Source organism: Sporomusa malonica (genome assembly GCF_900176355.1).
Classification (GTDB): domain Bacteria; phylum Bacillota; class Negativicutes; order Sporomusales; family Sporomusaceae; genus Sporomusa; species Sporomusa malonica.
Window position 1 is genome coordinate 122,006 of the sequence record NZ_FWXI01000010.1, and the last position, 21,818, is coordinate 143,823.

Consider the following 21,818-nt stretch of genomic DNA (forward strand, 5'->3'; position numbering starts at 1 on the left):
CTCTACCAAATTATTCAGTCAATCTTACCGACAGCAAGCTCTGCTACAATCCGTCCGTTAACTACATGCTCGGCAAAAATTTTGGGGACATCTGCCGGTGTGACTCTGCCGTAAGTTATCCGAGGTTCACCAGGACGGACAACATCGACAAGCACTTCTTTTTCACACATACCGATACAACCAGTCTGACAGATCTTAACATCTTCAAGCTTGCGCTTGGCAACTTCTTCCAAAACAGCAGTCATGACTTGTCGAGCACCAGCGGCAATACCGCAAGTACCCATTCCAACAATTACCTGGGTACCGCCTTCATGGCGCAGGTTATTCTTAGTCTTAAGCTCTTCCCGCAGGCGTTTCAAATCTTCAATTGTTTTCATCTTTAGCACCTCCGTACAAATTGGCTATGTTATCTGACAAATACTCATGCAACCAAACTAAAACGTCTGGCTGCGTCAGTGGAATACCATCTAAAGTAATGGCTAACTCCTGGGAAGAAACCGAAAAAAACTTGTCATTTACGGTATGATGGTATAAAAAGTGCAATTCCGAGTTAGCAACAAGTATACTTTTAATTGTTTCTACCAGATTTCCTATTGGCGGCCTGTCAAAATGGCTGTGTTTGTACATAGCTTGAACCACAGTACCCTTTCCAGGCGTCGAGTCAATTTTCAAATATCCACCGCAACGTTTAGTAGACATATCCATTAACGGTAATCCCAATCCTATGCGCCGGGTAGTCCGGGTGGTAATAAAGGGGTCGATTACTAGCTGGCGTAGTTGTTCGTTCATACCCCTACCGTTATCAGAAACTTTGATAGTCATCTCATCATCAACTAAACATTCACTAATTTCTAACGTAACTGAAGTCGCCCCTGCTTCGATTGAATTCTGAACTAGGTCAAGTATATGAAGAGAAATTTCACGCATCGTCTACAACATTAAGCGTATTTAGCTAATAATTCAGGGATTACTTCCGGAGTCAGGCGACCATGGGTATCGTCATTGACCATAAGTACCGGAGCTAAACCACAGGCACCGATACAGGCCACTGTTTCCAATGTGAATTTAAGATCAGGAGTAGTACCGCCAGCCTTAACTTGCAGGCCGTCTTCCAGTGCTTTAAGAATAGCTTTAGCACCACGCACATGACATGCAGTGCCTTGGCAAACACGGACAATGTTTTTCCCTCGGGGATTAAGATGGAATTGGGAGTAGAAGGTTACCACACCGTAAATTTGGCTAACTGGAATCCCCGTTTTTTCGGCAATACACTTGATGACTTCTCTAGGCAGGTAGCCATAAGCATTTTGTGCTTCCTGCAGCACCGGGATAAGAGCTCCTTTTACACCCTGGTATTTAGCCAGAATTGCTTCCACTTGATCCAGAGCCAGCTTACCCGCTTCGCCGCCACCACAGCAGCAGCATTTAGTTTCCTTGTCGCTGTTCATGTTAACTCCTCCTTATGAAAAAATCGCAATTGTTCTAGTAACGCTATGATTAAATAGTGGTTAAACCACCACCTTTCGCAAGTTTTGTGCTAATAGTGCCTGTCGGATTTCCCCTAATGTCGGTTGCTCGAGGTAAAAGCTGGTTTTCGGACCATCAACAAAATCGTCCATTACATGGGCATCCGAGGCTGTTATTATAGGCAGGCTGCCAATAGCTGGAATACGCTGTAGCGCATGCTCTACACTCATATTTCTTGATATTTCCACAGCTGCCAGTTCCACATCAGGCGGGATAAATCCCAGTTGTGAAATAATGCTGTAGGTAGGCCGGTCAATGTGGCTGGCAATACATATTCCACCAATATTTTTGACTTGTTCAGAAATTTCTGCAATACCAACAGTCAACGATGCCAGCAAAAGCTCTGGTTTTTCAGCAATAAAATTGTCCTCAGCATCAACAATAAACTGAGCGCCAAACCGTTCAGCATTATTAAGCCGCCCGGACATATGACGCTGGGTAAAATTTTCCCAGGCTTTAAGTTGCCGCATTTTTTCAAATAAAACAATAAGATGAACTTCTTCCTTACTTTCAACTTCCATGCCAAGGAGTACGGTGACATCAGTCCCTTTTGCCGCTTCTAAAGCGGCAGCGACATTGTCGCAGGCGTTATGATCGGTAATGGCAATGATATCGACTTTATGCTGCACTGCGTGCCAAATAATGTTACGCGGCGTCATTTCAACCGCCGCACAGGGCGACAACAATGTGTGCACATGAAGATCAGCCACAAACCGGCGCATCATTCCCCCGCAATACCCAACTGGTATAAACGGCCAACTACTTCAAAAGTAGAAAGTGTTGTAGTTAGGATGATAATCTCTTCAGTTACAGCCTTGCGAACGGCATCCTTATCAGGTTCGACACCACCGGCAACAATAATGGCAGTCAGGCCAGCCAGCGATGCTACCGCAACAATGTTTTGGTGCCCCTGCATTGTTACCCATATGTTACCCGCACGAGCCTGCCCCATCACGTTACTCAGCAAATCGGAAGCATAACCACCACTTATTTCCTGACTGAGGTTGGACTGACCTGATACCACTTGCAGCGGCAAAGCCTTCACTAGTTCTTGAACCGTCACACTTACTCCTCCCAATACTAAATTATAAAATTAAATATATATTTTATTCTTCTTCCCTATCAAGCGGCGGGGGCAGCTTATCAGCCAGGTTAACCATTTCATAAGCTAAGTCCCGGACCTTTTTGCGTAAGATAAATACGCAGTCGGTCATACTGGCTCGCCCTTGGGCAATGTCTTCAGCCAACGCTTTACAGTTGGGGGAACCGCAGGAGCCACAATCAAGACCTGGTAAAGTTTTTAGGGTTACGTCCATCATTTCAATTTTAGACATAGCCTTGGTAATGTCAGCATCAAGCCTGAGCGCCGGCTTAGGCTCAATAGCCCGCCGCCCAGCTATCCCTAGTTCAAATTCAGAGTAATCAGTGCGTGGCAGTCTTCCAAGTTTCGGGTCTTGCACTTTTTTCCTTTCAATTCGCGTTTTCATACGGTGCTCAGCTACATAGCGATTTTCAACCGTAAGCGCACCACCGATACAACCGCCAGCACAAGCCAATACCTCAATATAGTCAACACCCTTGAGTTTACCCAAAGCAACTTGTTCCAACACGTTAGTAACATGATGGATATCATGTACCACCAAGACGTTCTCGACGCCGACAGCTGATGTCTCACCACCCGGGACCGCCCAACCAACACCTACCCAGGAAGCTTGGCGGCGAGCATCTTGAATATCGGCGGTAACTACTTTGAATAAATCAGGATAAATTTTACTAATTGCAATCGCACCAGTAATATTGGACTTTTCTGTGCCCAAAGGCTGGTTCACCGCTGTCATCTTTGCCGGGCATGGCGTGATAAACCACACACCTATGTTTTCAGGGGCAAAACCGAACAAGCTCTCAGCCTCAGCCCTGGCCAACCTGGCAGCTACCTCAACCGGAGCATCAAACGGCACCAAGTGGTCGATTAGTTCAGGAAACTTCACTTGAATAAGCCTGACGACAGCAGGACAAGCCGATGAAATAGCTGGACGGACAATATCACTGCGTTTGAGGTAATCTCTGATTGCTAGTGAAACAATTTCCGCTCCGTGAGCCACTTCAAATACTTCGTCAAATCCCAGCTTTAACAGACCAGACAAAATAGCCCTAACTGGAATGTCAACATTAAACTGACCATAGAGCGATGGTGCAGGTAGTGCAATATTATGCTTATATTTTTCTAGGTCCGTAAACTCATCAGTCACCGCTGCTTTAGCGTGACTAGGACAGTGGCGAATACACTCACCGCAATCGATACACCTGGACGATGTTATGTGGGCCTTGCCGCCGCGAATCCGGATAGCTTCAGTTGGACACCGCTTCGTGCAGTTCACACAACCCTGACACCGTTCAGTCACTAATCGTACTGAGTGATAACGCTCTTCCATCACTTTCACCACTCAATCTTATACATATATCACTTTAGTTTAGTGGTAGATGATCAAGCTAAGATTTGTTCCAATTCCCCTGGTAGTTTTTATATCAAATTTATCTGTGCAACGCACCATGTTAGGTAAACCCATTCCGGCGCCAAATCCCATTTCCCGAATATGGTCAGGAGCGGTTGAATAACCTTCCCGCATTGCAAGCTCTACATCAGGAATCCCCGGACCTTCATCATTTACACTCAGTTCAGTGCGTTCAGAAAAAATTTCCGCGCGGATAGTACCGCTATAGGCATGGATAATCACATTCATTTCAGCTTCATAGGCACTGATGGCAATTCGCCTAATGATATCAGGTCGCACACCTAGTTGCTGCAAAGTACGCTTAATTTTGCTTGACGCTTCGCCAGCGCTATCAAAATTTCCGCCTTCTAATATGAATTCCAGTGTTATTCCATGTTCCTGCAGCAAAGAGTTTCCTCCTTTGGTGGGCACCCCATCAACCCATCTTTGTACAGCATGCCACAGGCTTCATACATTTGCCGATGTGTTAAAAGCAAGGGTATTCCCATGTCTTTAGCCATTTCAATTACATCCGGACCTGGACGTTTGCCGCGCACAAATAATATGCCGGCTAAATCGCTCATTTCAGCGGTCCGAACTACCTGAATGTTTGTCAGGCCTGTTAATAAAAGCGCGTGCTCTTTTGTAAAAGCCAATACATCACTCATAAGATCTGAGCCACAAGCACCTCTTGCTTCCCTGTCAAGCCACTCTAACCCACAGAGCACCTCGGCATTTAGCACTTCTCTTATCTGGGCCAGCTTCACTACGGCACCTCCATGAGTCAAAATTTGAGCTTGTGTGAAATTTCACAAAACTAGGTATAAAAAATTAAGGGGGTATAATCCCCTATGGCAGCACCTGAATGGTCTAATATTTCTGATATATTCGCGTTACTTATTATAAATCCTGCTGCTAATTGTAAAATAAATTAATTTTTTACCAAAAATTACATACCCACATATTGTTAAATTACCCTTTTTTAAAAAAATAATGCCTGGCATGTTAGCAACGATTTTGTTAAACACTTCAGGCATACTCTTGTGATAGCTATCGGTTATATCGGCAGTTTGCATCCCAAATAGCTATAATGACAGCATTTAAGAGCCAGAACAGCATAGACATCTGCACATTGAACATAACATAGTCAGTAAAGCCATTTACCGCCAAACTTAGAACTGCAGCGACTACACCAAGCATCACTCCAGCTACCCAGCGATTTTTGGTCTGCGCTAAAACATCAATTGCCTTTTTGGTATGACCATAAATAATTGACAAAAAGACAATCAATCCTGGAATGCCAATTTCGGCCGCAATATGCAAATACATGTTATGGGCATGAACGATAGTGGTGGCCGGATTGTTTAAAAAAAAGTCATACTCCGGATATACTAGCCAATACGAGCCCCAGCCAATACCTAAGAGCGGCTTGTCTAAAATCATAGCAATTGTACTTTCCCAAAGCGCAATTCGTAATGTTGATGAAGTATCTGTCGGATTAAAAATTGACATTAATCGTTCCATCACTCCATCATGACAAAAAAGCGCAATTAACGGTATCACCAAAAAGACCCATAACACCTTACGGTTATACAAATGTCCGCATATTGCGGTAACTGCCACAATACTGAGCCACGCACCACGCGAGTAGGTGAGCACCAAGCAAATCCCAAGCACAGCGACAAACGCAAAAAGCAGCAATTTCCACTGCATATTTTCAGTATGCAACCCGATACCGACAGCCAGCGACATAATTACTACCAAGAATCCAGCCAGCAAATTAGGATTCTGCAGTGTCGAAAAAACCCGGACTTTAAGCTCAGGAAACTGTTCGCCATCGACCCATTGAAAAGCCGATATATCCACACCGTGAACATACTGATAAAAGCCATAAATGGTAACTACTATAGCTGAAGCCAGCACAGACCATATGAGTCGCTGCAACTGGTGTATTGAGGTCAAGTTATTAATGACAAGATAGTAGATTAATATGTATCGTCCCATTAGATGATAGAAATTATAAAAGCTAACATCTCTGTCAGGTGACACGCCAATTGACGCTGCCGACAAAATAACGAGAAGAACGATAATTTCATCAAACGGGGTTCGTTTCAAGAACAGTTTTTTTGATAATATCATCTTGCCTGTCCATAACAAAGTGCCTGCCCCTAAAAACAATGTGGCGATATCTAGCGACAGTGGTAAAAAGAAAGCTACAGCCAAAATGCAGTACTCAATTAGATAATCAAGCCGATACTGGGGTTGGCTCTTACATGTATATGCAATATGCACAGTTTCACCTACGGTTCAAGATTTTACTGAATTTATTATCCTGATAGAAAGTATAACTTTCTCCTGGATAAGGGCAACATCGGCTTCCGCTTTCGCCAAAGGCTCGGCGCAAGCCGTGTTTTCTTTCGTGTTTTCTTTATAGTTTATTTGAATATTGCGATTTAATGATATGCTTTTCGGAGATGGCACAAATATAAAACAGTACTGGCGCTTGAATTATGCCCCAAGCGCCAGTATTTATTATATACAATTATCGTTAATTTGTCTACTTATTGAGGATAATCTGCCTGGCTTCACCAATTAAGTATAGTGAACCGGCTACACATACAACACCGTTTGGACCAGCCAGCTCCTTGGCACGGTCTATGCCGCGGTCGATAGCGGAAGCCGCCTCCACATGATGTGCCTCTATTTCCCGGGCAATCTCCTCAGGCGTCGCCGCCCGGTATGACAACGGTTGAACAGTAACAACCGTGTCTGTTGAGCGAATAAGTTCACGAATAATTCCAGCTACGTCTTTATCACGCAAAATCCCTAAGGCAAAGGTTATTTCCCGCCCAGGGAATACCAGATCAAGGTTATGGCGAAGCACCCGGGCACCATCAGGATTATGAGCGCCGTCGATAATAATGACTGGTTCACCAGGTATTATTTCAAACCGGCCTGGCCAACGCACTATGTCAAGAGCATTCTTGATTGCCTTGAAAGTAATGCGCGGATCAATTGCTCCCAGAATAAGTGCGGCGGTAACTGCAACTGCGCTATTTTCCAACTGATGACAGCCAATAAGATTGAGGTCTGCCTCGATCTGTCCTAAGACACCGGCATCAATGGCTACTTGCTGTTTGCCATTTGCCAAACCTCTAAATTGGCTGGTAAAATGCTCATCTTTACTATAAACTTTTGCATCTTTTTCTGATGCGGTTCGCTTAATAAGCTCAAGCGCCTCACCTTTGGCAGCAGTTATTACCGGTACACCGTCTTTAATGATGCCAGCTTTGTGGCGAGCAATATCAGCAATGGTTGAGCCGCAGCGGTCTGTGTGCTCAAGGGTGACATTGGTAATTACTGATATTTCGGGGATAATGACATTGGTTGAATCTAAAAGACCACCTAGCCCCACTTCGATAACAGCATATTCTACCCCCACAGCAGCAAAGTAATAGAAGGCTGCTGCTGTTATGACTTCAAACTCTGTCGGCTGTTCAAACCCCTCTGCCAGCATTTGCTCCACAAATTTGCTGGTATAATGGATTGCTTGAGAAAATTCTTCTTTCGTAATCTCCTGACCGTTAACAACCATCCGTTCAGGGTAGTCAACCAGATGTGGTGAAATATACATGCCTGTTTTTATTCCGCTGGCAGTCAGAATAGCCGACAGCATGGCCGTAGTTGAGCCTTTACCATTCGTACCGGTGACATGGATGGACTTAAAGCGGCGCTGAGGCTGTTGCATAAGTTCAAGCAGCCGCTCAATACGGGACATGCCCAGGTTGATACCGAACTTACTTAGGTTCTCGAGGTATGCCAATGTTTGTTCATAGGTCATATTGCTGCACCTCCGTTTTTTTGGGATAACGCAACTACTACAGGCGGGCTAAGTATGCCAAACGTTCCTTGATAGCTGTCTGCTTTTCCACATACTCGGCTTGTTTGGCTTTTTCCTTCTCAATAACTTCGGCCGGAGCTTTGGCAGTAAAACCAGGGTTATTAAGTTTACCGGCAATACGGGCCACTTCTTTGTCAAGACCATCAAGCTCCTTATTGAGACGAGCAGTTTCCTTCTCAACATCAATGAGTCCTTTAAGTGGCAGGTAAATCTCAACACCACTGGCTACGGCAGTCATAGCATTTTCGGGTGTGGTGGCATCAGTGGCGAGAATACTTACCGGTTCAGCAGCTGCTAATGTCTTTATATAACCGATATTGGCCTCAATCTGGGTTTTTAGCTCACCGGATGCGATCTTAAGGATTACTTCACTTTTTTTGCCTGGATGGACATTGACTTCGGCCCGCATGTTCCGCACTGACTTGATTATCTCCATAATAATACCCATCAGCTGCTCGTCTTGGGCGCTTTCCAATTTGGCCTCTTCATGCGGCCAAGCGGCAGTCATAATGCTAATTCCTTGATGTGGCAGGCTTTGCCAAATAGCTTCGGTAATAAACGGCATAAACGGATGCAGCAACTTAAGTGTGTTACTAAGAACATAATGAAGAACATATTGAGCCACTTTGCGGCTTTCTACGTCTTCCTTGTTATAGAGCCGACCTTTGGCTAGCTCAATATACCAGTCGCAGAATTCGTCCCAAATGAATTCGTATACCATTCGGGCAGCTTCTCCTAACTCAAACCGCTCCAGGTTTCGGGTTACGTCAGCAACTGTAGTGTTATACCGGCTTAAAATCCAGCGGTCTGCCATTGTAAATGCTTTGTCGTCTGGCGTAAATGCTGGATCAAATCCTTCAAGATTCATAAGCACAAACCGCGAAGCATTCCAAATTTTATTGGCAAAATTACGGCTGGACTCTACACGTTCCCAATAAAAACGCATATCGTTGCCAGGTGTGTTACCAGTAACCAGCATAAAACGCAGTGTATCTGCGCCGTATTTTTCGATGACTTCCAGCGGGTCAATCCCGTTGCCCAGTGATTTACTCATCTTCCGGCCTTGACTGTCCCTCACCAAGCCGTGGATAAATACATGGTTAAATGGTATGTCCTCTTGAAATTTAAGGCCCATCATAATCATCCGTGCTACCCAGAAGAAGATGATATCATAACCCGTAACCAATACACTGGTCGGATAAAACTGTTTTAACTCATCTGTATCTTGCGGCCAGCCCATAGTGGAAAACGGCCACAGTGCCGAACTGAACCAAGTATCAAGAACGTCAGGGTCTTGTTCAACGCTACTGCCGCACTTGGGACACACGGTAATGTCCTCACGTGACACGGTAACTTCACCACATGGGCAATACCAAGCCGGAATACGATGCCCCCACCAGATTTGACGGGAAATACACCAATCGCGGATATTATCCAGCCAGTTGGTATAAATCTTAGTAAACCGTTCAGGCACAAATTGAGTTCTGCCAGAGGTAACTGCTTCAATAGCCGGTTTGGCCAACGGTTCCATCTTGACAAACCATTGCTTAGACACCAATGGTTCAACAACAGTAGTGCAACGCTGGCAATGGCCGACAGCATGGCTATGCTCGTCAATTTTAACAAGATATCCCTGGTCTTTAAGGTCGTTTACCAATGTTTTACGGCATTCATAGCGATCCATACCAGCGTATTTACCGGTATCGGCCGCCATAGTACCATCAGGATTTATTACTACAATCTGAGGTAGCTTATGTCTGAGGCCCATATCAAAGTCGTTGGGATCATGGGCAGGAGTAACCTTTACTGCACCTGTACCAAATGTTGGATCAACATATTCGTCAGCTACAATAGGCAGACGGCGCCCAAGCATTGGCAGGATGAGATACTTACCTATTAAATGCTTATAGCGGGCATCTTCCGGGTGTACGGCTACTCCACTATCGCCCAAAATGGTTTCCGGGCGAGTAGTAGCTACTGTGACATACTCACCGTCAACACCTTCTACCGGGTAGCGGACATGATACAGATTGCCCGGCTTTTCTTCGTGTTCAACTTCAATGTCGCTAAGTGCGGTATTGCAGCGAGGGCACCAGTTAGTGATTCGGTTACCCTGGTAGATAAGACCCTGCTCATATAAACTGACAAATACTTCGCGCACAGCATTGGAGCAGCCTTCATCCATAGTAAAGCGCTCACGTTCCCAATCGCATGAGGCGCCTAGGCGTTTGAGCTGATTGATTATGCGGCTGCCATACTGAGCCTTCCAATCCCAGACTTGCTCAATAAATTTTTCACGCCCGAGGTCATAGCGGGTTTTGCCATCTTGAGCAAGAACCTCTTCCACTTTGATCTGAGTAGCAATACCGGCATGATCGGTGCCTGGCATCCACAGCGTGTTATATCCTTGCAGACGCTTGAACCGGATAAGAATATCTTGCAGAGTGTTGTCAAGGGCATGTCCCATATGAAGCTGCCCGGTTACATTAGGCGGTGGAATGACAATACTAAATGGCTGTTTATCCTTATCTACCTCAGCATGAAATAAGTGGTTTTCTTCCCAAAATTTATACCATTTGGCTTCAACTGCCTGCGGGTCATAGACAGTTGAGATTGAGCTTGACTGTTCTTGTTCCATATAGCCTCCTTGAATATGTAGTGCTAGATAAATAAAAAAAGCTCTCTCATCCCTATAAGGACGAAAGGGCTTAGCTTCCGCGGTACCACCTTTATTTCCGGCTCACACTTGAGCCAGACACTTGACATGCCGTAACGAGGCAAATTCGGCCGCGCCTACTACAATTCAGCGAGGCGGCTCCTGGATGACCTTCAGCTTGCACGCAGAGAAGCCTTTCAGCCGAGGGCTCCATCTCTAAACAGCAGACAAGCATACTTTTCCATTCTTAGCCGTTATTGTATACGATTGGTTTTATTATACCTATGCTCGTGGACAGTGTCAAGATTTTGTCCACACTACCAGATAATTAATAAAGAAAGCACGGCTTGCGCCGAGCCTTTGGCGACAGCGGAAGTCGATGCTGCCTTATCCAGAAAAAGTTATACTTTCTGTCAGGACAACGATTAGCAAGCGCTCCTTATAAGTTTACCCTTTTAAGGCAATTCTCAGCCCTCTGCAGATCTTCCACTGTATTAACATTCAAAAAGTAGCAATCTAAAAGATTTAGCCTGTGCATTTCGTTTTGATTAACATAGGCAATATTTACATCTTGAAAAAAAGACTGAACACAACGTCTGTCTTCATGCAGATGCGCCTTAATTGCTCCCAAGCACTGCTTCGAATAAATGGCATGCAAGGGTTCCACGCTTTCCCCGTTGTGTGGAATTAGAATATCTTCTTGCCCCAAACGATTTAACATATAATGGACGAAGGCTTTTTCAATAAAGGGCATATCGCAGGCAAAAACAAATATATAGGGCGTTGGTGAACTAACCAGTCCTGCATGAATGCCACCCAATGGGCCTTTATCTTTGACAATATCAGCGACCATATCACAACCTAAATATTCATAATCGGCAAAATGATTGGTAATGATAATCGGAGTCTTATCAAAGATTTCGATTACTTTTTCCTTAACAATTTCAATTAACGGCCTGCCACCTAATCTTACAAAAGATTTATTTGTCCCCATTCGCCGGCTTTTCCCTCCAGACAATATAAACGGAGTAATCATATTCCACCACCTGGGGTCATCCTTTAATTGATTCAATTAAACCAGCGCTCCATCCCATATGTAGACATTTTGTATTATTATAATAATTGGTACTAGTAAAGTCAAGATTCCTATATACTCCCCTGTCTTGATGTCTCATTATCCAGTATCTTTTTTCAATTAGCAACATGAAGTCCTGTTACAAATCAGCTACTACCCGCATCGTTTCGGTGTAATATTCTTGCCATTCAGAATAATTCAATATCATTTACGTGAAGCAGTTGATAAAATTATAAATAATGCCAAAAATGCAGAGAAAGGAGGAAAACTACAAGGTAAAGTCAAATATATAAAAGGTGGACTGAAAATGAGTAATTATTATGTCCCTACCCCCTTGAGTGTAGATTATGCGCCGAAAAAACAGAAACAAACTTAGTCAGACTACAAATCACAAAAACTATAGTCATCTGTTAAAAAATCCAACTTTCTACTCTTGCAATAATAAGCCGCAATATTTTATTAAAGTAAAATCAATTGGCATTGAGACAACACAAAAGTTTTAACAACAACCCTTAATTTTCTAAATGTTCAGCTTAGCATTATTATTCTATCATAAGGAGTGTGAATACAAGTCAATGATCAGATTAACAATTGACGGGCAAGTTATTGAAACCGTTGAAGGAACTACAGTATTAGAGGCTGCCCATAAGGCTGGCGTAAAGATTCCCACTTTGTGCCACCTTGCTGACCTAACCCCAGAAGGATCCTGCCGTGTCTGTGTTGTTGAAGTACAAGGCGCGCGCGGGCTAGTCACAGCCTGTACCTACCCAGCTTCGGAAGGACTGGTTGTCCGCACCCAATCAGCAGTTATCCGCGAAGCACGCAAAAGTGTAGTTGAACTCATGTTAGCTAACCATCCGCAGGATTGTCTTTCCTGTCAACGCAACCTGGACTGTGAGTTGCAAACACTGGCAAACACTCTGGGTATTCGCGAAATCCGTTTCGATGGTGAGCGTCGAAAATATGCTATCGAAGATAGCAGCAACCCCTTCATCATTCGGGACAACAATAAATGCATCCTCTGCGGGCGGTGTGTCCGGGTTTGCCAGGAAGTACAATGCTGCGATGTCCTTGAATGGACTAATCGAGGCTTTGATACCAAGATAGCGCCAGCTTTTGACGAGACAATGCCCGAATCCAGCTGTGTTTTTTGCGGGACTTGCGTATCAGCTTGTCCAGTAGGTGCTTTAACGGAAAAACCCATGAGAAATACTGGTTTGCCAGATAAAAAAGTCAAAACCACTTGCCCCTTCTGCGGTGTTGGTTGCAACTTCGACCTCAATGTAAAAGAAGATAAAGTAATTGGTGTAACTTCTAATCTGACCAGTGTAGTCAACGGCCGCCTAACTTGTGTGAAAGGTCGCTTTGGCATTGATTATATCCATAGTCCAGAGCGTTTGACCACACCGTTAATCAAGAAAAATGGTGAGTTTGTGGAAGCAACTTGGGATGAAGCGCTGGATTTAATCGCAACCAAGTTTACCGAGATTAAAGATACCCATGGTGGCGATGCGCTGGCTGCACTCAGTTCGGCCCGTTGCGTTAATGAAGAAAACTATCTGATGCAAAAATTTATGCGCGCAGTGATTGGTACCAACAATGTTGATCACTGCGCCCGTACCTGACACGCCCCCACTGTGGCCGGTCTGGCCACTTCATTCGGTTCCGGAGCAATGACTAACTCGATTAATGAAATACCTGATAGTAAGGTTTTATTTGTTATTGGTGCCAACCCAACAGAAGCGCATCCCGTCATCGGAGCAAAAATGCGTCAGGCGCTCCGCCGAGGAGCTCAATTGATTGTCGTTGATCCGCGCAAAACCGAACTTGCCGGTAAAGCCCACGTATGGCTGCGGCTGAAGCCAGGTACCGATATTGCGCTAATTAACGGTATAATGCACATTATTCTTAAGTCCGGCTGGCACAATCAAAAGTTTATTGAGTCCTGCACTGTTGACTTTGATAAAGTAGCCGAAACTGTGGAAAAATACACGCCTGAATATGTAGAAAATATCACAGGTGTACCTCAGCATTTATTAAGAGAAGCAGCAAGAATCTATGGCACTGCTGAACGGGCTCAAATATTCTATACCTTGGGTATTACCGAACATGTTTGCGGTACTGATAATGTTATGAGTTTGGCTAACTTAACTATGATGACAGGTAATATTGGCAAGCTTAATGCTGGCATTAACCCCATGCGCGGTCAGAATAACGTACAGGGAGCCTGTGATCAGGGCGCGTTGCCGAATGTTTTCTCTGGTTATCAAAAAGTTAACGATCCAGCTGCCCATGAAAAATTTGAAAAAGCCTGGGGCGTAAAGCTATCAGAGAAAGTCGGTATGATGATTCCTGATATGTTTGATGCGGCTATTAGCGGAAAACTAAAAGCCATGTACGTCATGGGCGAAGATCCGGTATTGACGGATTCTGATGCTCACCATGTAGTAAAAGGCCTTAAACATCTCGAATTTTTAGTAGTACAAAATCTATTTATGACAGAAACAGCTAAATTGGCTGATGTCGTACTTCCAGGTGCTTCATTTGCCGAAAAAGACGGTACTTTCACTAATACCGAACGCCGGGTGCAACGTGTCCGCCAAGCCATTAATCCGATCGGCAATAGCCGCCCTGACTGGCAGATTATTAGAGATTTGTCAAACAAGATGGGCTATTCCATGACTTACAACCATCCAAGTGAAATTATGGATGAAATGGCGTCATTAAGTCCAATATATGCCGGTGTTTCTTATGAACGTATCGATGAGCAGGGCTTGCAATGGCCTGTTCCTCACAAAGAACATCCAGGTACAAAATACCTTCATGATGGCGGTAAATTCGCCTGCGGATTAGGCGTGTTTAAAGCTATAGAGCATCAGCCTCCTGGTGAATCACCTGATGCTGAATATCCCTTCTTGCTGAGCACTGGGCGTATTCTCTATCATTATAATATTACTACGCCAGGCTACTCGAAAACTCTCACTGATTATCGTTCAGAAGAACGGGTTATGATCCATCCGGACGATGCTAAACGGCTAAATATTGAGGACATGGAAACCATAAAAATATCATCCCGCCGGGGCCAGGTACAAGCTAAATCTTGGGTAACAGACCGCGTCCCACCGGGAGTAATTTGGATGTCCTTCCACTTTGCAGCATGTCCGACTAACGAAATTACCAGCAGCGCTGTTGACAAGGTAACAAAAACCTATGAGTATAAAGTATGTGCTATAAAAGTTGAAAAAATAGTAACCGCTAATTAATAATAAGTAGTATTAAAAGAAATCTGTGGCACTCTCCGGAGCGCCACAGATTTCTTGTCTTGTTAGAAAGTATAACTTTCCGTCTGGATAAGGGCAACATCGGCTTCCGCTTTCGCCAGAGGCTCGGCGCAAGCCGTGTTTTCTTTATTAAAAAAGGACTCTACTCAATTATTACTGACACATTACCACAGGCAGTCTTTACCCAGCTCTTACCGCACTTGTGCGCTTTTGTTTAATACTTGTTTCAATATCTTCGGGTAAAACTACTGCCAACGCTTTTGTTGGACATTTTTTAACACATTGTGGTCCATCGGTAACTTCAATACACAAATCACATTTATAGGCAGTTTTTTGACACGGCTTATCCTCAATTCGGGTTAAATAGACAGCACCGATCGGACAAGCCATTAGACAGTTTTTGCAGCCGACGCATTTGTCGGCAAGCACGTAAATTGTTTGGCCGCGCTGCACGATTGCCTTTTCCGGGCAGGCTTCAGCACAAGGCGCGTCTTCACATTGACGACACTGCACAGGAACACTGATATCTTCGGTTTTTACCACAGACAAGCGGGGTACAAATGGCACATCCTTAATTTCTTCTGTGCCTAGCTCTTTTTTGGTATGGGCCAGAACACATGCAATTTCACAGGTCCGACAGCCAATGCATAAGTCAGGGTTTCCGATAACAAAAGCAGTATTCATCATTATCTTATCCCCTCCGTATGTAATGAGTGTGCAATAATTCATGAGATTTATGTCCCAGTGGCTTGCCTAAAAATTCTTGATAAATCTTTGTTACCTCGGGGTTGTCATGCGATTTTCTAAGCGGCAGTTCCTCGTCATGTTTGTACATGGAAGCCATCCGGCTGGCATAAACCTCTTTTCGTTCAGTTTCTAACAGAACCTTGGGTTGGCCACCGCCACTGATACAGCCTTGAGGACAAGCCATAACTTCGACAAAATGGAAATCGGCAGTACCATTTTTAATTTCTTCAATAATAGGCGCTACATTGGCCAGTCCGGCCACCACTACCGTTTTTACAGCCAAATCGCCCACCTGAATAGTAGCGCGTTTTACTCCTTGGCTGTACCGTACATCTAAAATATTAATATCGTCAAGCGCTTTGCCAGTAATCAATTCATAACCTGTTCGCAGAGCAGCTTCCATTACCCCGCCGGTAACCCCGAATATATGACCAGCGCCAGTATAAGCGCCCAGCACAGAGTCAGGCTGACTTGGCTCAAGATTTTTAAAATCAATACCTGCGTGTTTAATTAGATTAGCCAGTTCTCTGGTTGTCAAAACAATATCAACATCCTGACTGCCGCTCGAGTTCATTTCCGGCCGGGACGCCTCGAACTTTTTAGCAGTACAGGGCATCACTGATACACTGACTATTTTTTTAGGCTCGAGTTTGTCAACCTGTGCGCCGTAAGTCTTAAACAGTGCGCCAGCCATTTGCTGGGGAGATTTACAGGTGGATAGGTTTTCATGAAGATCAAACTGTTCTTGCTCTACGTATTTAACCCATGCCGGACAGCAGGAAGTAAACATGGGCAAAACACCGTTTTCTTGAATCCGTTTGATTAACTCACTGCCTTCCTCCATAATGGTCAAATCAGCAGTAAAGTTGGTATCATAGACCCGATCAAAGCCCAGCTTTCTGAGAGCGCTAATCATTTTACCAGCAACCAGTTCACCAGATTCCATACCGAAATCTTCTGCCAAGCCAACTCTAACAGCTGGCGCGCATTGGACCATAGTTACTACATTAGGATTATTGAGCGCTTCCCATACCTTCTGCGCGTGTCCCATGTTGTGCGCCGCAAATAGCGGTTCCTTGACACTAGCCAATAAGCCACGATCCTTCATCTTGGTTTCGCGCGGCGCCGTAGTTTCCGATTTATACTCCTGATAAGCGCTGCAAATCTGAACACACTGGCCGCAGAAACAGCACTTATCATAGTTGATTTCTACCGCCATGCCTTCAGGTCCGCCAATAGCTCCGACTGGGCAAACCTCAATACAGCGGTGACATCCGGTACACAATTCCTGATCAATTTCAATTGTATATTGCATATTATTCACCTCCTATTTTTTAAACATGCCAACAATAGTGGCAACAGCTTTTCTATTTTTTTCTTTTTTTTCCTTATGTGGTTCTACTAGACGCAGTGCCTTTTCCGGGCACGCTTCAATGCAAATGGGTCCGCTTTTCCTGGAATAGCACAAATCACATTTATTGCCATACATCAGTGGTTTTTCCAAATTGGTTTGTATTACTTCCTCACCTCTAACAAACATTGGAACAAGTTCTACTGCACCAAACGGACAAGCTACCAGACAATCTTTGCAACCTTTGCATTTGGCCGTATTAATCAACACTTTGTCGCCATCGAAGTAAATAGCTTTCTCAAGACAAGCCTGAGCACAGGGCGCATCTTCACAATGGTGACACTGAACCGGCATAGTCACTTCTTCTACTCGCGTGACAAACAACTTGGGAAACACCGGAGTATCAATATTTCCCGCCGTAATACCGTTTACATTATGGGACACATGGCAGGCAACTTCACAAGCTTTACAGCCAATGCATTTTGTCCCATCGCCAACAACAAATGGGCTTAACTTCTCCATGATTACCTCCCTTTCAAGAAGCCGCGCTTCTCATCCTGTTTTATTAAGAAACAATAGCACCCATTTTACGTTTAAGATCATTGTATGCTGCGATAAGGTCTTCTTCAGCCTTTTTCTGGTCTTCGATAGCTTCTACTTTGACTGCACAGTACTTATACTCAGGTGTTTTGGAAATGGGGTCAACTACATGAATAGTAAGTTCGTTGCAAGCCCCAACCCACCATTGATACGTCATATATACAACACCTGTACCCACCCGGTCAGTCACCAGAGCCCTGGTTACAACCGATCCGCGCCGTGTAGTCACACGTACAAGCTCCTCATCAACAATACCAAGTTTATCAGCATCTTCCGGATTAATCTGGAGAAAGCCTGGCTCATCAGCCAGTTTGGCAAGACCCCAGCAGTTTCCTGTCATTGTACGGGACGAATAGTGACCTACTTCTCGTACGGTAGACAATACCAGCGGATATTCGGCATCAGGCTGTTCAACCGGCGGACGCCACTCTGCAGCAAAGAAATTGCCTTTCTTGCTGGGAGTTTGGAATACGTTACCCTTGAACAGATACGGAGTACCTGTATCTTCCACGGTACGGCACGGCCATTGAATACTGCCTAACTCTTCAATTCTCGCATAGGTAGCGCCGGCAAAGCTCGGGCATAAGCTAATCATTTCACTCCAGATTTCTTCGGTATCATTATAGTTCATTTCATAACCGAAACGTTTCGCTAATTCGCAAATAATTACCCAGTCGTCCTTAACGTCTCCTTTAGCATCCACAGCTTGGCGGAAGCGCTGGAACCTGCGGTCTGCACCGCTAAATACGCCGCCATGCTCCCCCCAGGAGGTGGCTGGCAAAATGACATCAGCATGCAGGGCTGTTTTGTTCATGAATATATCCTGCAGAACAACCAACTCAAGTTCATCCAGTGCTTTTCTCACGCCGGCGGCATCTGGGTCGCTCTGCACCGGATCTTCGCCAATAATATAGAAGGCTTTTAATTTTCCTTCTTCGGCGCAATGAGGAACATCTGTCAGCATATAGCCCACTTTTTCCGGCAAGCTTTCCACACCCCACGCCTCCGCAAACTTCTTGCGGTTAGCAGGGTCAGTGACTGGCTGATAGCCGGGGAATACATTAGGCAGCGCGCCCATATCGCAAGCGCCCTGTACATTGTTTTGCCCGCGCACCGGACCAATGCCGGAGCTGGGTTTGGCAATTTGTCCGGTCAACAGGCACAATCCACCCAGTCCCTTGACCACATCCACCGCCTGATTGTATTGGCACACGCCCATGCCGTAGAGAATGAACGATCTTTCAGATTTTGCATAAATTCCCATAGCCTGTTCCACAAGCTTAGGGTCAAGACCAGAGATTTTTTGTGCATACTCAGGTGTATATTTAGCAACAGTTTTTCTGTATTCCTCAAAACCTTCAGTATAATTTTCTATATATTCCTTGTTTTCCCAACCTTTGGCTAGAATAAGATTGGCAAAACTGTTAACCGCCGCCATATTTGAACCGTTTTTGATCGGCAGCCAGATGTCGGCAATCCTAGCCGCTTCCGTTTTGCGGGGATCAACAACAATAATTTTAGCACCTTTTTCTTTAGCCTTGAGAATACGACGGGCAACCAGTGGATGAGAATCTGCGCCATTATAGCCAAAGATCAATAAACAGGTAGCATCTTCAATCTCGGGTATGGAGTTTGTCATCGCTCCACTGCCAAATGTAGTAGCCAGACCGGCTACAGAGGGAGCGTGTCAAACACGGGCGCAATGGTCGATATTGTTGGTACCGATCACGGCGCGCATAAATTTTTGCATGAGATAGTTAGGTTCGTTTCCCATACCCCGGGCTGAACCTGTACCCATAATTGCATCTGGGCCATATTTCTCCTTAATGGCCTTCAATTTATCAGCAATATAATCCAAGGCTTCGTCCCATTCTACTTCATGGAAATCCTCGTTCCTGTCATACCTGAGTAATGGTTTTGTCAATCGTTTGCTCAGAATCTTGGTGTCGTTCAGGAAATCCCAGCCATAGTGACCCTTTAAACAAAGCTCGCCTTCGTTGATGTGTCCGTTTGCAGGTTCAGCGCCTATGACTCTATTGTTTTCGACCAACAGATACATTTGGCAGCCAGCGCCACAATACGGGCATACTGTTAAAACTTTCTCCAAATTGCTCCCTCCAATTAAATTTTGTGTTTGCACTTGAGTAGGCCTTTCATGCATTTCAGTAGCGATTTAGTGCCTCTAAGATACAAATTGTAATCTTCTGACATTATTCCATCTTTTTCAGAAAACTCCTGCATGATTTGAAAAAAATTTCACAAAGTATTTTCCTATTTACTCTGCTTGCGCTTATGTTGAATATACATTTATAATGAACAGTAATAATATGTTAAAAAATAATGAAAGAAAAGAGGTAATCGCACTATGATTCCGGTAATTTCAATCGTAGGACGTTCCGATTGCGGCAAAACTACTTATCTGGAGAAATTAATACGAGAAATCAAAAACCGCGGCTATAAGGTAGCTACGATTAAGCATGACGTTCATGGCTTTGATATTGACAGACCAGGCAAAGATACCTGGCGTCATGCACAGGCAGGCGCGGATATTGTATGCATCTCTTCGCCACAAAAAATGGCAATGATAAAAAAAGTGGACAACGAACTCTTGCTTGAAGAAGTCGTCGCCCATATTGATGGTGTAGATATTATTTTTACAGAAGGCTATAAACGTGAAAGCAAACGTAGGATTGAAGTATTTCGGAAAGAAGTTTGTGAAAGCCCGCTGTGCTTACAAGACGAATTATTAGCCATAGCTTCCGACACAGTTATCTATGAAGATATACCACATTTCTCGTTAGATGATCCGGCTCCTATGGCTGATTTTCTAGTGGAAAACATCATTGGTAAAAAGTAACCTAATAAAATATTTCTTAGAGATTCACCTAAAAGTAAGGCTTATGGCAGGTTCTACTCATGCCATAAGCCTCACTTTTTAATGTTGAGGGTTAAATTCATTTGTGGATCAAAACTAGGCATCTGCTAACAGAATAACCTCGACTTCAGCGTTTAACGGCAATGGTGGTGAATTCTCAGGAATAACCATCAAAGCATTTGCCCCCATTGCTGATTTAAGCATACCATTACCTTGCGCCCGTGACGGCTCAACTAAGATGTCATTATCTGTTTGCCAGCACCGTGCCCACACAAAACGTTTGGCACCTGTCTTTTTATTAAATGGAGATGCCAATATAGCCTTAACATGCGGCCTCCACCAGACTTTACGCCCACCCAGCTTCATCAATACAGGACGTACCAACTGTTCAAAAGAAATAGCTGCAGCTGCAGGATTGCCGGATAAGCCAAAATAGAGTTTTCCATCGCGAATACCTGCCAAAACCGGCATTCCGGGCTTAATACTCACTCTATCAAACAGTAAAGTAATTCCTAATTTTTTATATACCTCGCTAATAAAGTCAAAATCCCCCACAGAAGCGCCACCAGTAGTGATGAATACATCACAATCGGCAGCTGTTTCCAATAAATGCGCAATTTCATCAACATTATCTGATGCATTGCCCAGCAAAACAGTCTGTGCCCCAGCCTCGGCCGCTTGTGCACTCAGCATAAAACTATTGGAGTTACGAATTTTCCCTGGTGTCAATGGAAAATCGACAGGCACAATCTCGCTGCCTGTAGCAATGAGTGCCACACGTGGTTTACAGAAAACAGACGGCCGGCTCTTGCCTAATACAGCTAACATTCCCATTACTCCGGCATTTATGACAGTCCCTTGCGCAATGACTTCTTCACCACTAAAAAGCTCTTCGCCTCGTAGACATATATTTTTTTCTGCACCTCTGCCATCCAGAATTGTCACTTTATCGCCATCGACAATCGTATCTTCCAAACGAATTACGCCGGTAGCTCCCGGAGGTAAGGGCGCACCTGTCATAATACGGCATGCCGTTCCAGGAATGACAGGTTTATTTGGAATCCCGCCGGCCGGAATATAGTCAGTTTGCTGCAGAATTACCGGGTTTTCCGGGGTTGCACCAGCCACTTCTTCATCAATTAGCGCGTAACCGTCAAGCGGTGATCTATCAAAAGGCGGAAAATCAATGTCAGAAACGATGGTTTCCCCTAAAATTCGACGCCAGCACTCACTCAACACTACTTTTTCCTTAGGCATTACTGTTACTAAATTCAATAAGATTTCCTGAGCTATCTCTAATTTAACTGACATCG

20 protein-coding genes and 1 other annotated feature are annotated in these 21,818 nt (G+C 44.5%); of the genes, 3 read left to right on the forward strand and 17 right to left on the reverse strand.

The features are described 5' to 3' along the window. Positions 1-14: 14 nt before the first annotated feature. The 12 genes from B9A22_RS13220 to mobA form a co-directional block, all read right to left on the reverse strand. Positions 15-377, reverse strand: coding sequence for a (2Fe-2S) ferredoxin domain-containing protein (locus B9A22_RS13220; protein ID WP_084576202.1), 363 nt, complete (start codon positions 375-377; stop codon positions 15-17). After that, complete coding sequence (locus B9A22_RS13225) at positions 364-927, reverse strand: ATP-binding protein (protein ID WP_084576203.1); 564 nt, start codon at positions 925-927, stop codon at positions 364-366. Before B9A22_RS13225 ends, B9A22_RS13220 begins: the two co-directional genes overlap by 14 nt. 11 nt (positions 928-938) lie before the next feature. Further along, positions 939-1,448 (reverse strand): NADH-quinone oxidoreductase subunit NuoE, encoded by a 510-nt coding sequence (gene nuoE / locus B9A22_RS13230; RefSeq protein WP_084576204.1) that lies wholly within the window; start codon positions 1,446-1,448, stop codon positions 939-941. 60 nt (positions 1,449-1,508) lie between these two features. Beyond that, entirely contained in the window at positions 1,509-2,252 is a 744-nt protein-coding gene (locus tag B9A22_RS13235; RefSeq protein WP_245823982.1) for a PHP domain-containing protein, read from the reverse strand. Then, the gene (locus tag B9A22_RS13240; protein ID WP_084576206.1) at positions 2,249-2,590 is read right to left on the reverse strand and encodes a DRTGG domain-containing protein; all 342 of its coding nucleotides are present in this window, start codon (positions 2,588-2,590) and stop codon (positions 2,249-2,251) included. Before B9A22_RS13240 ends, B9A22_RS13235 begins: the two co-directional genes overlap by 4 nt. 43 nt (positions 2,591-2,633) lie before the next feature. After that, a complete protein-coding gene (locus B9A22_RS13245) occupies positions 2,634-3,959 on the reverse strand; it encodes a [Fe-Fe] hydrogenase large subunit C-terminal domain-containing protein (RefSeq protein ID WP_084576207.1) in 1,326 nt (441 codons plus the stop codon). A gap of 39 nt (positions 3,960-3,998) precedes the next feature. After that, positions 3,999-4,427 (reverse strand): ATP-binding protein, encoded by a 429-nt coding sequence (locus B9A22_RS13250; RefSeq protein WP_139796244.1) that lies wholly within the window; start codon positions 4,425-4,427, stop codon positions 3,999-4,001. After that, positions 4,406-4,786, reverse strand: coding sequence for a DRTGG domain-containing protein (locus B9A22_RS13255; protein WP_084576208.1), 381 nt, complete (start codon positions 4,784-4,786; stop codon positions 4,406-4,408). Before B9A22_RS13255 ends, B9A22_RS13250 begins: the two co-directional genes overlap by 22 nt. A gap of 283 nt (positions 4,787-5,069) precedes the next feature. Beyond that, positions 5,070-6,311 (reverse strand): O-antigen ligase family protein, encoded by a 1,242-nt coding sequence (locus B9A22_RS13260; protein WP_084576209.1) that lies wholly within the window; start codon positions 6,309-6,311, stop codon positions 5,070-5,072. A 265-nt stretch (positions 6,312-6,576) separates the two neighbouring features. After that, positions 6,577-7,860 carry a bifunctional folylpolyglutamate synthase/dihydrofolate synthase gene (locus B9A22_RS13265; RefSeq protein WP_084576210.1) on the reverse strand — a complete coding sequence of 428 codons (1,284 nt, stop codon included), beginning with the start codon at positions 7,858-7,860 and terminating at the stop codon, positions 6,577-6,579. A gap of 37 nt (positions 7,861-7,897) precedes the next feature. Then, positions 7,898-10,558: a valine--tRNA ligase gene (locus B9A22_RS13270; RefSeq protein ID WP_084576211.1), complete on the reverse strand. Its 2,661-nt coding sequence runs from the start codon at positions 10,556-10,558 to the stop codon at positions 7,898-7,900. Positions 10,559-10,611: 53 nt separating this feature from the next. Continuing rightward, positions 10,612-10,834 (reverse strand) — a binding site (T-box leader). A gap of 181 nt (positions 10,835-11,015) precedes the next feature. Beyond that, on the reverse strand, positions 11,016-11,612 hold the full coding sequence (gene mobA / locus B9A22_RS13275) for a molybdenum cofactor guanylyltransferase (protein WP_084576212.1): 597 nt from the start codon (positions 11,610-11,612) through the stop codon (positions 11,016-11,018). Between the two features lie 220 nt (positions 11,613-11,832). Here mobA and B9A22_RS13280 point away from each other — a divergent pair, with 220 nt between their 5' ends. Continuing rightward, positions 11,833-12,027 (forward strand): hypothetical protein, encoded by a 195-nt coding sequence (locus B9A22_RS13280; protein WP_084576213.1) that lies wholly within the window; start codon positions 11,833-11,835, stop codon positions 12,025-12,027. A 199-nt stretch (positions 12,028-12,226) separates the two neighbouring features. Continuing rightward, positions 12,227-14,914, forward strand: a complete 2,688-nt coding sequence (gene fdhF, locus B9A22_RS26060; RefSeq protein WP_084576214.1) for a formate dehydrogenase subunit alpha — start codon at positions 12,227-12,229, stop codon at positions 14,912-14,914. 198 nt (positions 14,915-15,112) lie between these two features. On the opposite strand, the gene B9A22_RS13290 is transcribed toward fdhF (B9A22_RS26060), so the two are convergent. The 4 genes from B9A22_RS13290 to fdhF (B9A22_RS13305) are packed head-to-tail and all read right to left on the reverse strand — an operon-like array spanning position 15,113 to position 19,791. Continuing rightward, complete coding sequence (locus tag B9A22_RS13290; RefSeq protein ID WP_217805952.1) at positions 15,113-15,619, reverse strand: 4Fe-4S dicluster domain-containing protein; 507 nt, start codon at positions 15,617-15,619, stop codon at positions 15,113-15,115. Positions 15,620-15,623: 4 nt separating this feature from the next. After that, complete coding sequence (locus B9A22_RS13295) at positions 15,624-16,994, reverse strand: [FeFe] hydrogenase, group A (RefSeq protein ID WP_084576215.1); 1,371 nt, start codon at positions 16,992-16,994, stop codon at positions 15,624-15,626. 12 nt (positions 16,995-17,006) lie between these two features. After that, a complete protein-coding gene (locus tag B9A22_RS13300; protein ID WP_084576216.1) occupies positions 17,007-17,552 on the reverse strand; it encodes a 4Fe-4S dicluster domain-containing protein in 546 nt (181 codons plus the stop codon). A gap of 43 nt (positions 17,553-17,595) precedes the next feature. Next, entirely contained in the window at positions 17,596-19,791 is a 2,196-nt protein-coding gene (gene fdhF, locus B9A22_RS13305; protein WP_084576217.1) for a formate dehydrogenase subunit alpha, read from the reverse strand. Positions 19,792-19,995: 204 nt separating this feature from the next. On the opposite strand from fdhF (B9A22_RS13305), the gene mobB reads away from it, so the two are divergent. Next, positions 19,996-20,487 (forward strand): molybdopterin-guanine dinucleotide biosynthesis protein B, encoded by a 492-nt coding sequence (mobB, locus tag B9A22_RS13310; protein ID WP_084576218.1) that lies wholly within the window; start codon positions 19,996-19,998, stop codon positions 20,485-20,487. A gap of 114 nt (positions 20,488-20,601) precedes the next feature. Here mobB and B9A22_RS13315 read toward each other — a convergent pair whose 3' ends face one another. Beyond that, positions 20,602-21,816, reverse strand: a complete 1,215-nt coding sequence (locus B9A22_RS13315) for a molybdopterin molybdotransferase MoeA (protein ID WP_084576219.1) — start codon at positions 21,814-21,816, stop codon at positions 20,602-20,604. Positions 21,817-21,818: the final 2 nt, after the last annotated feature.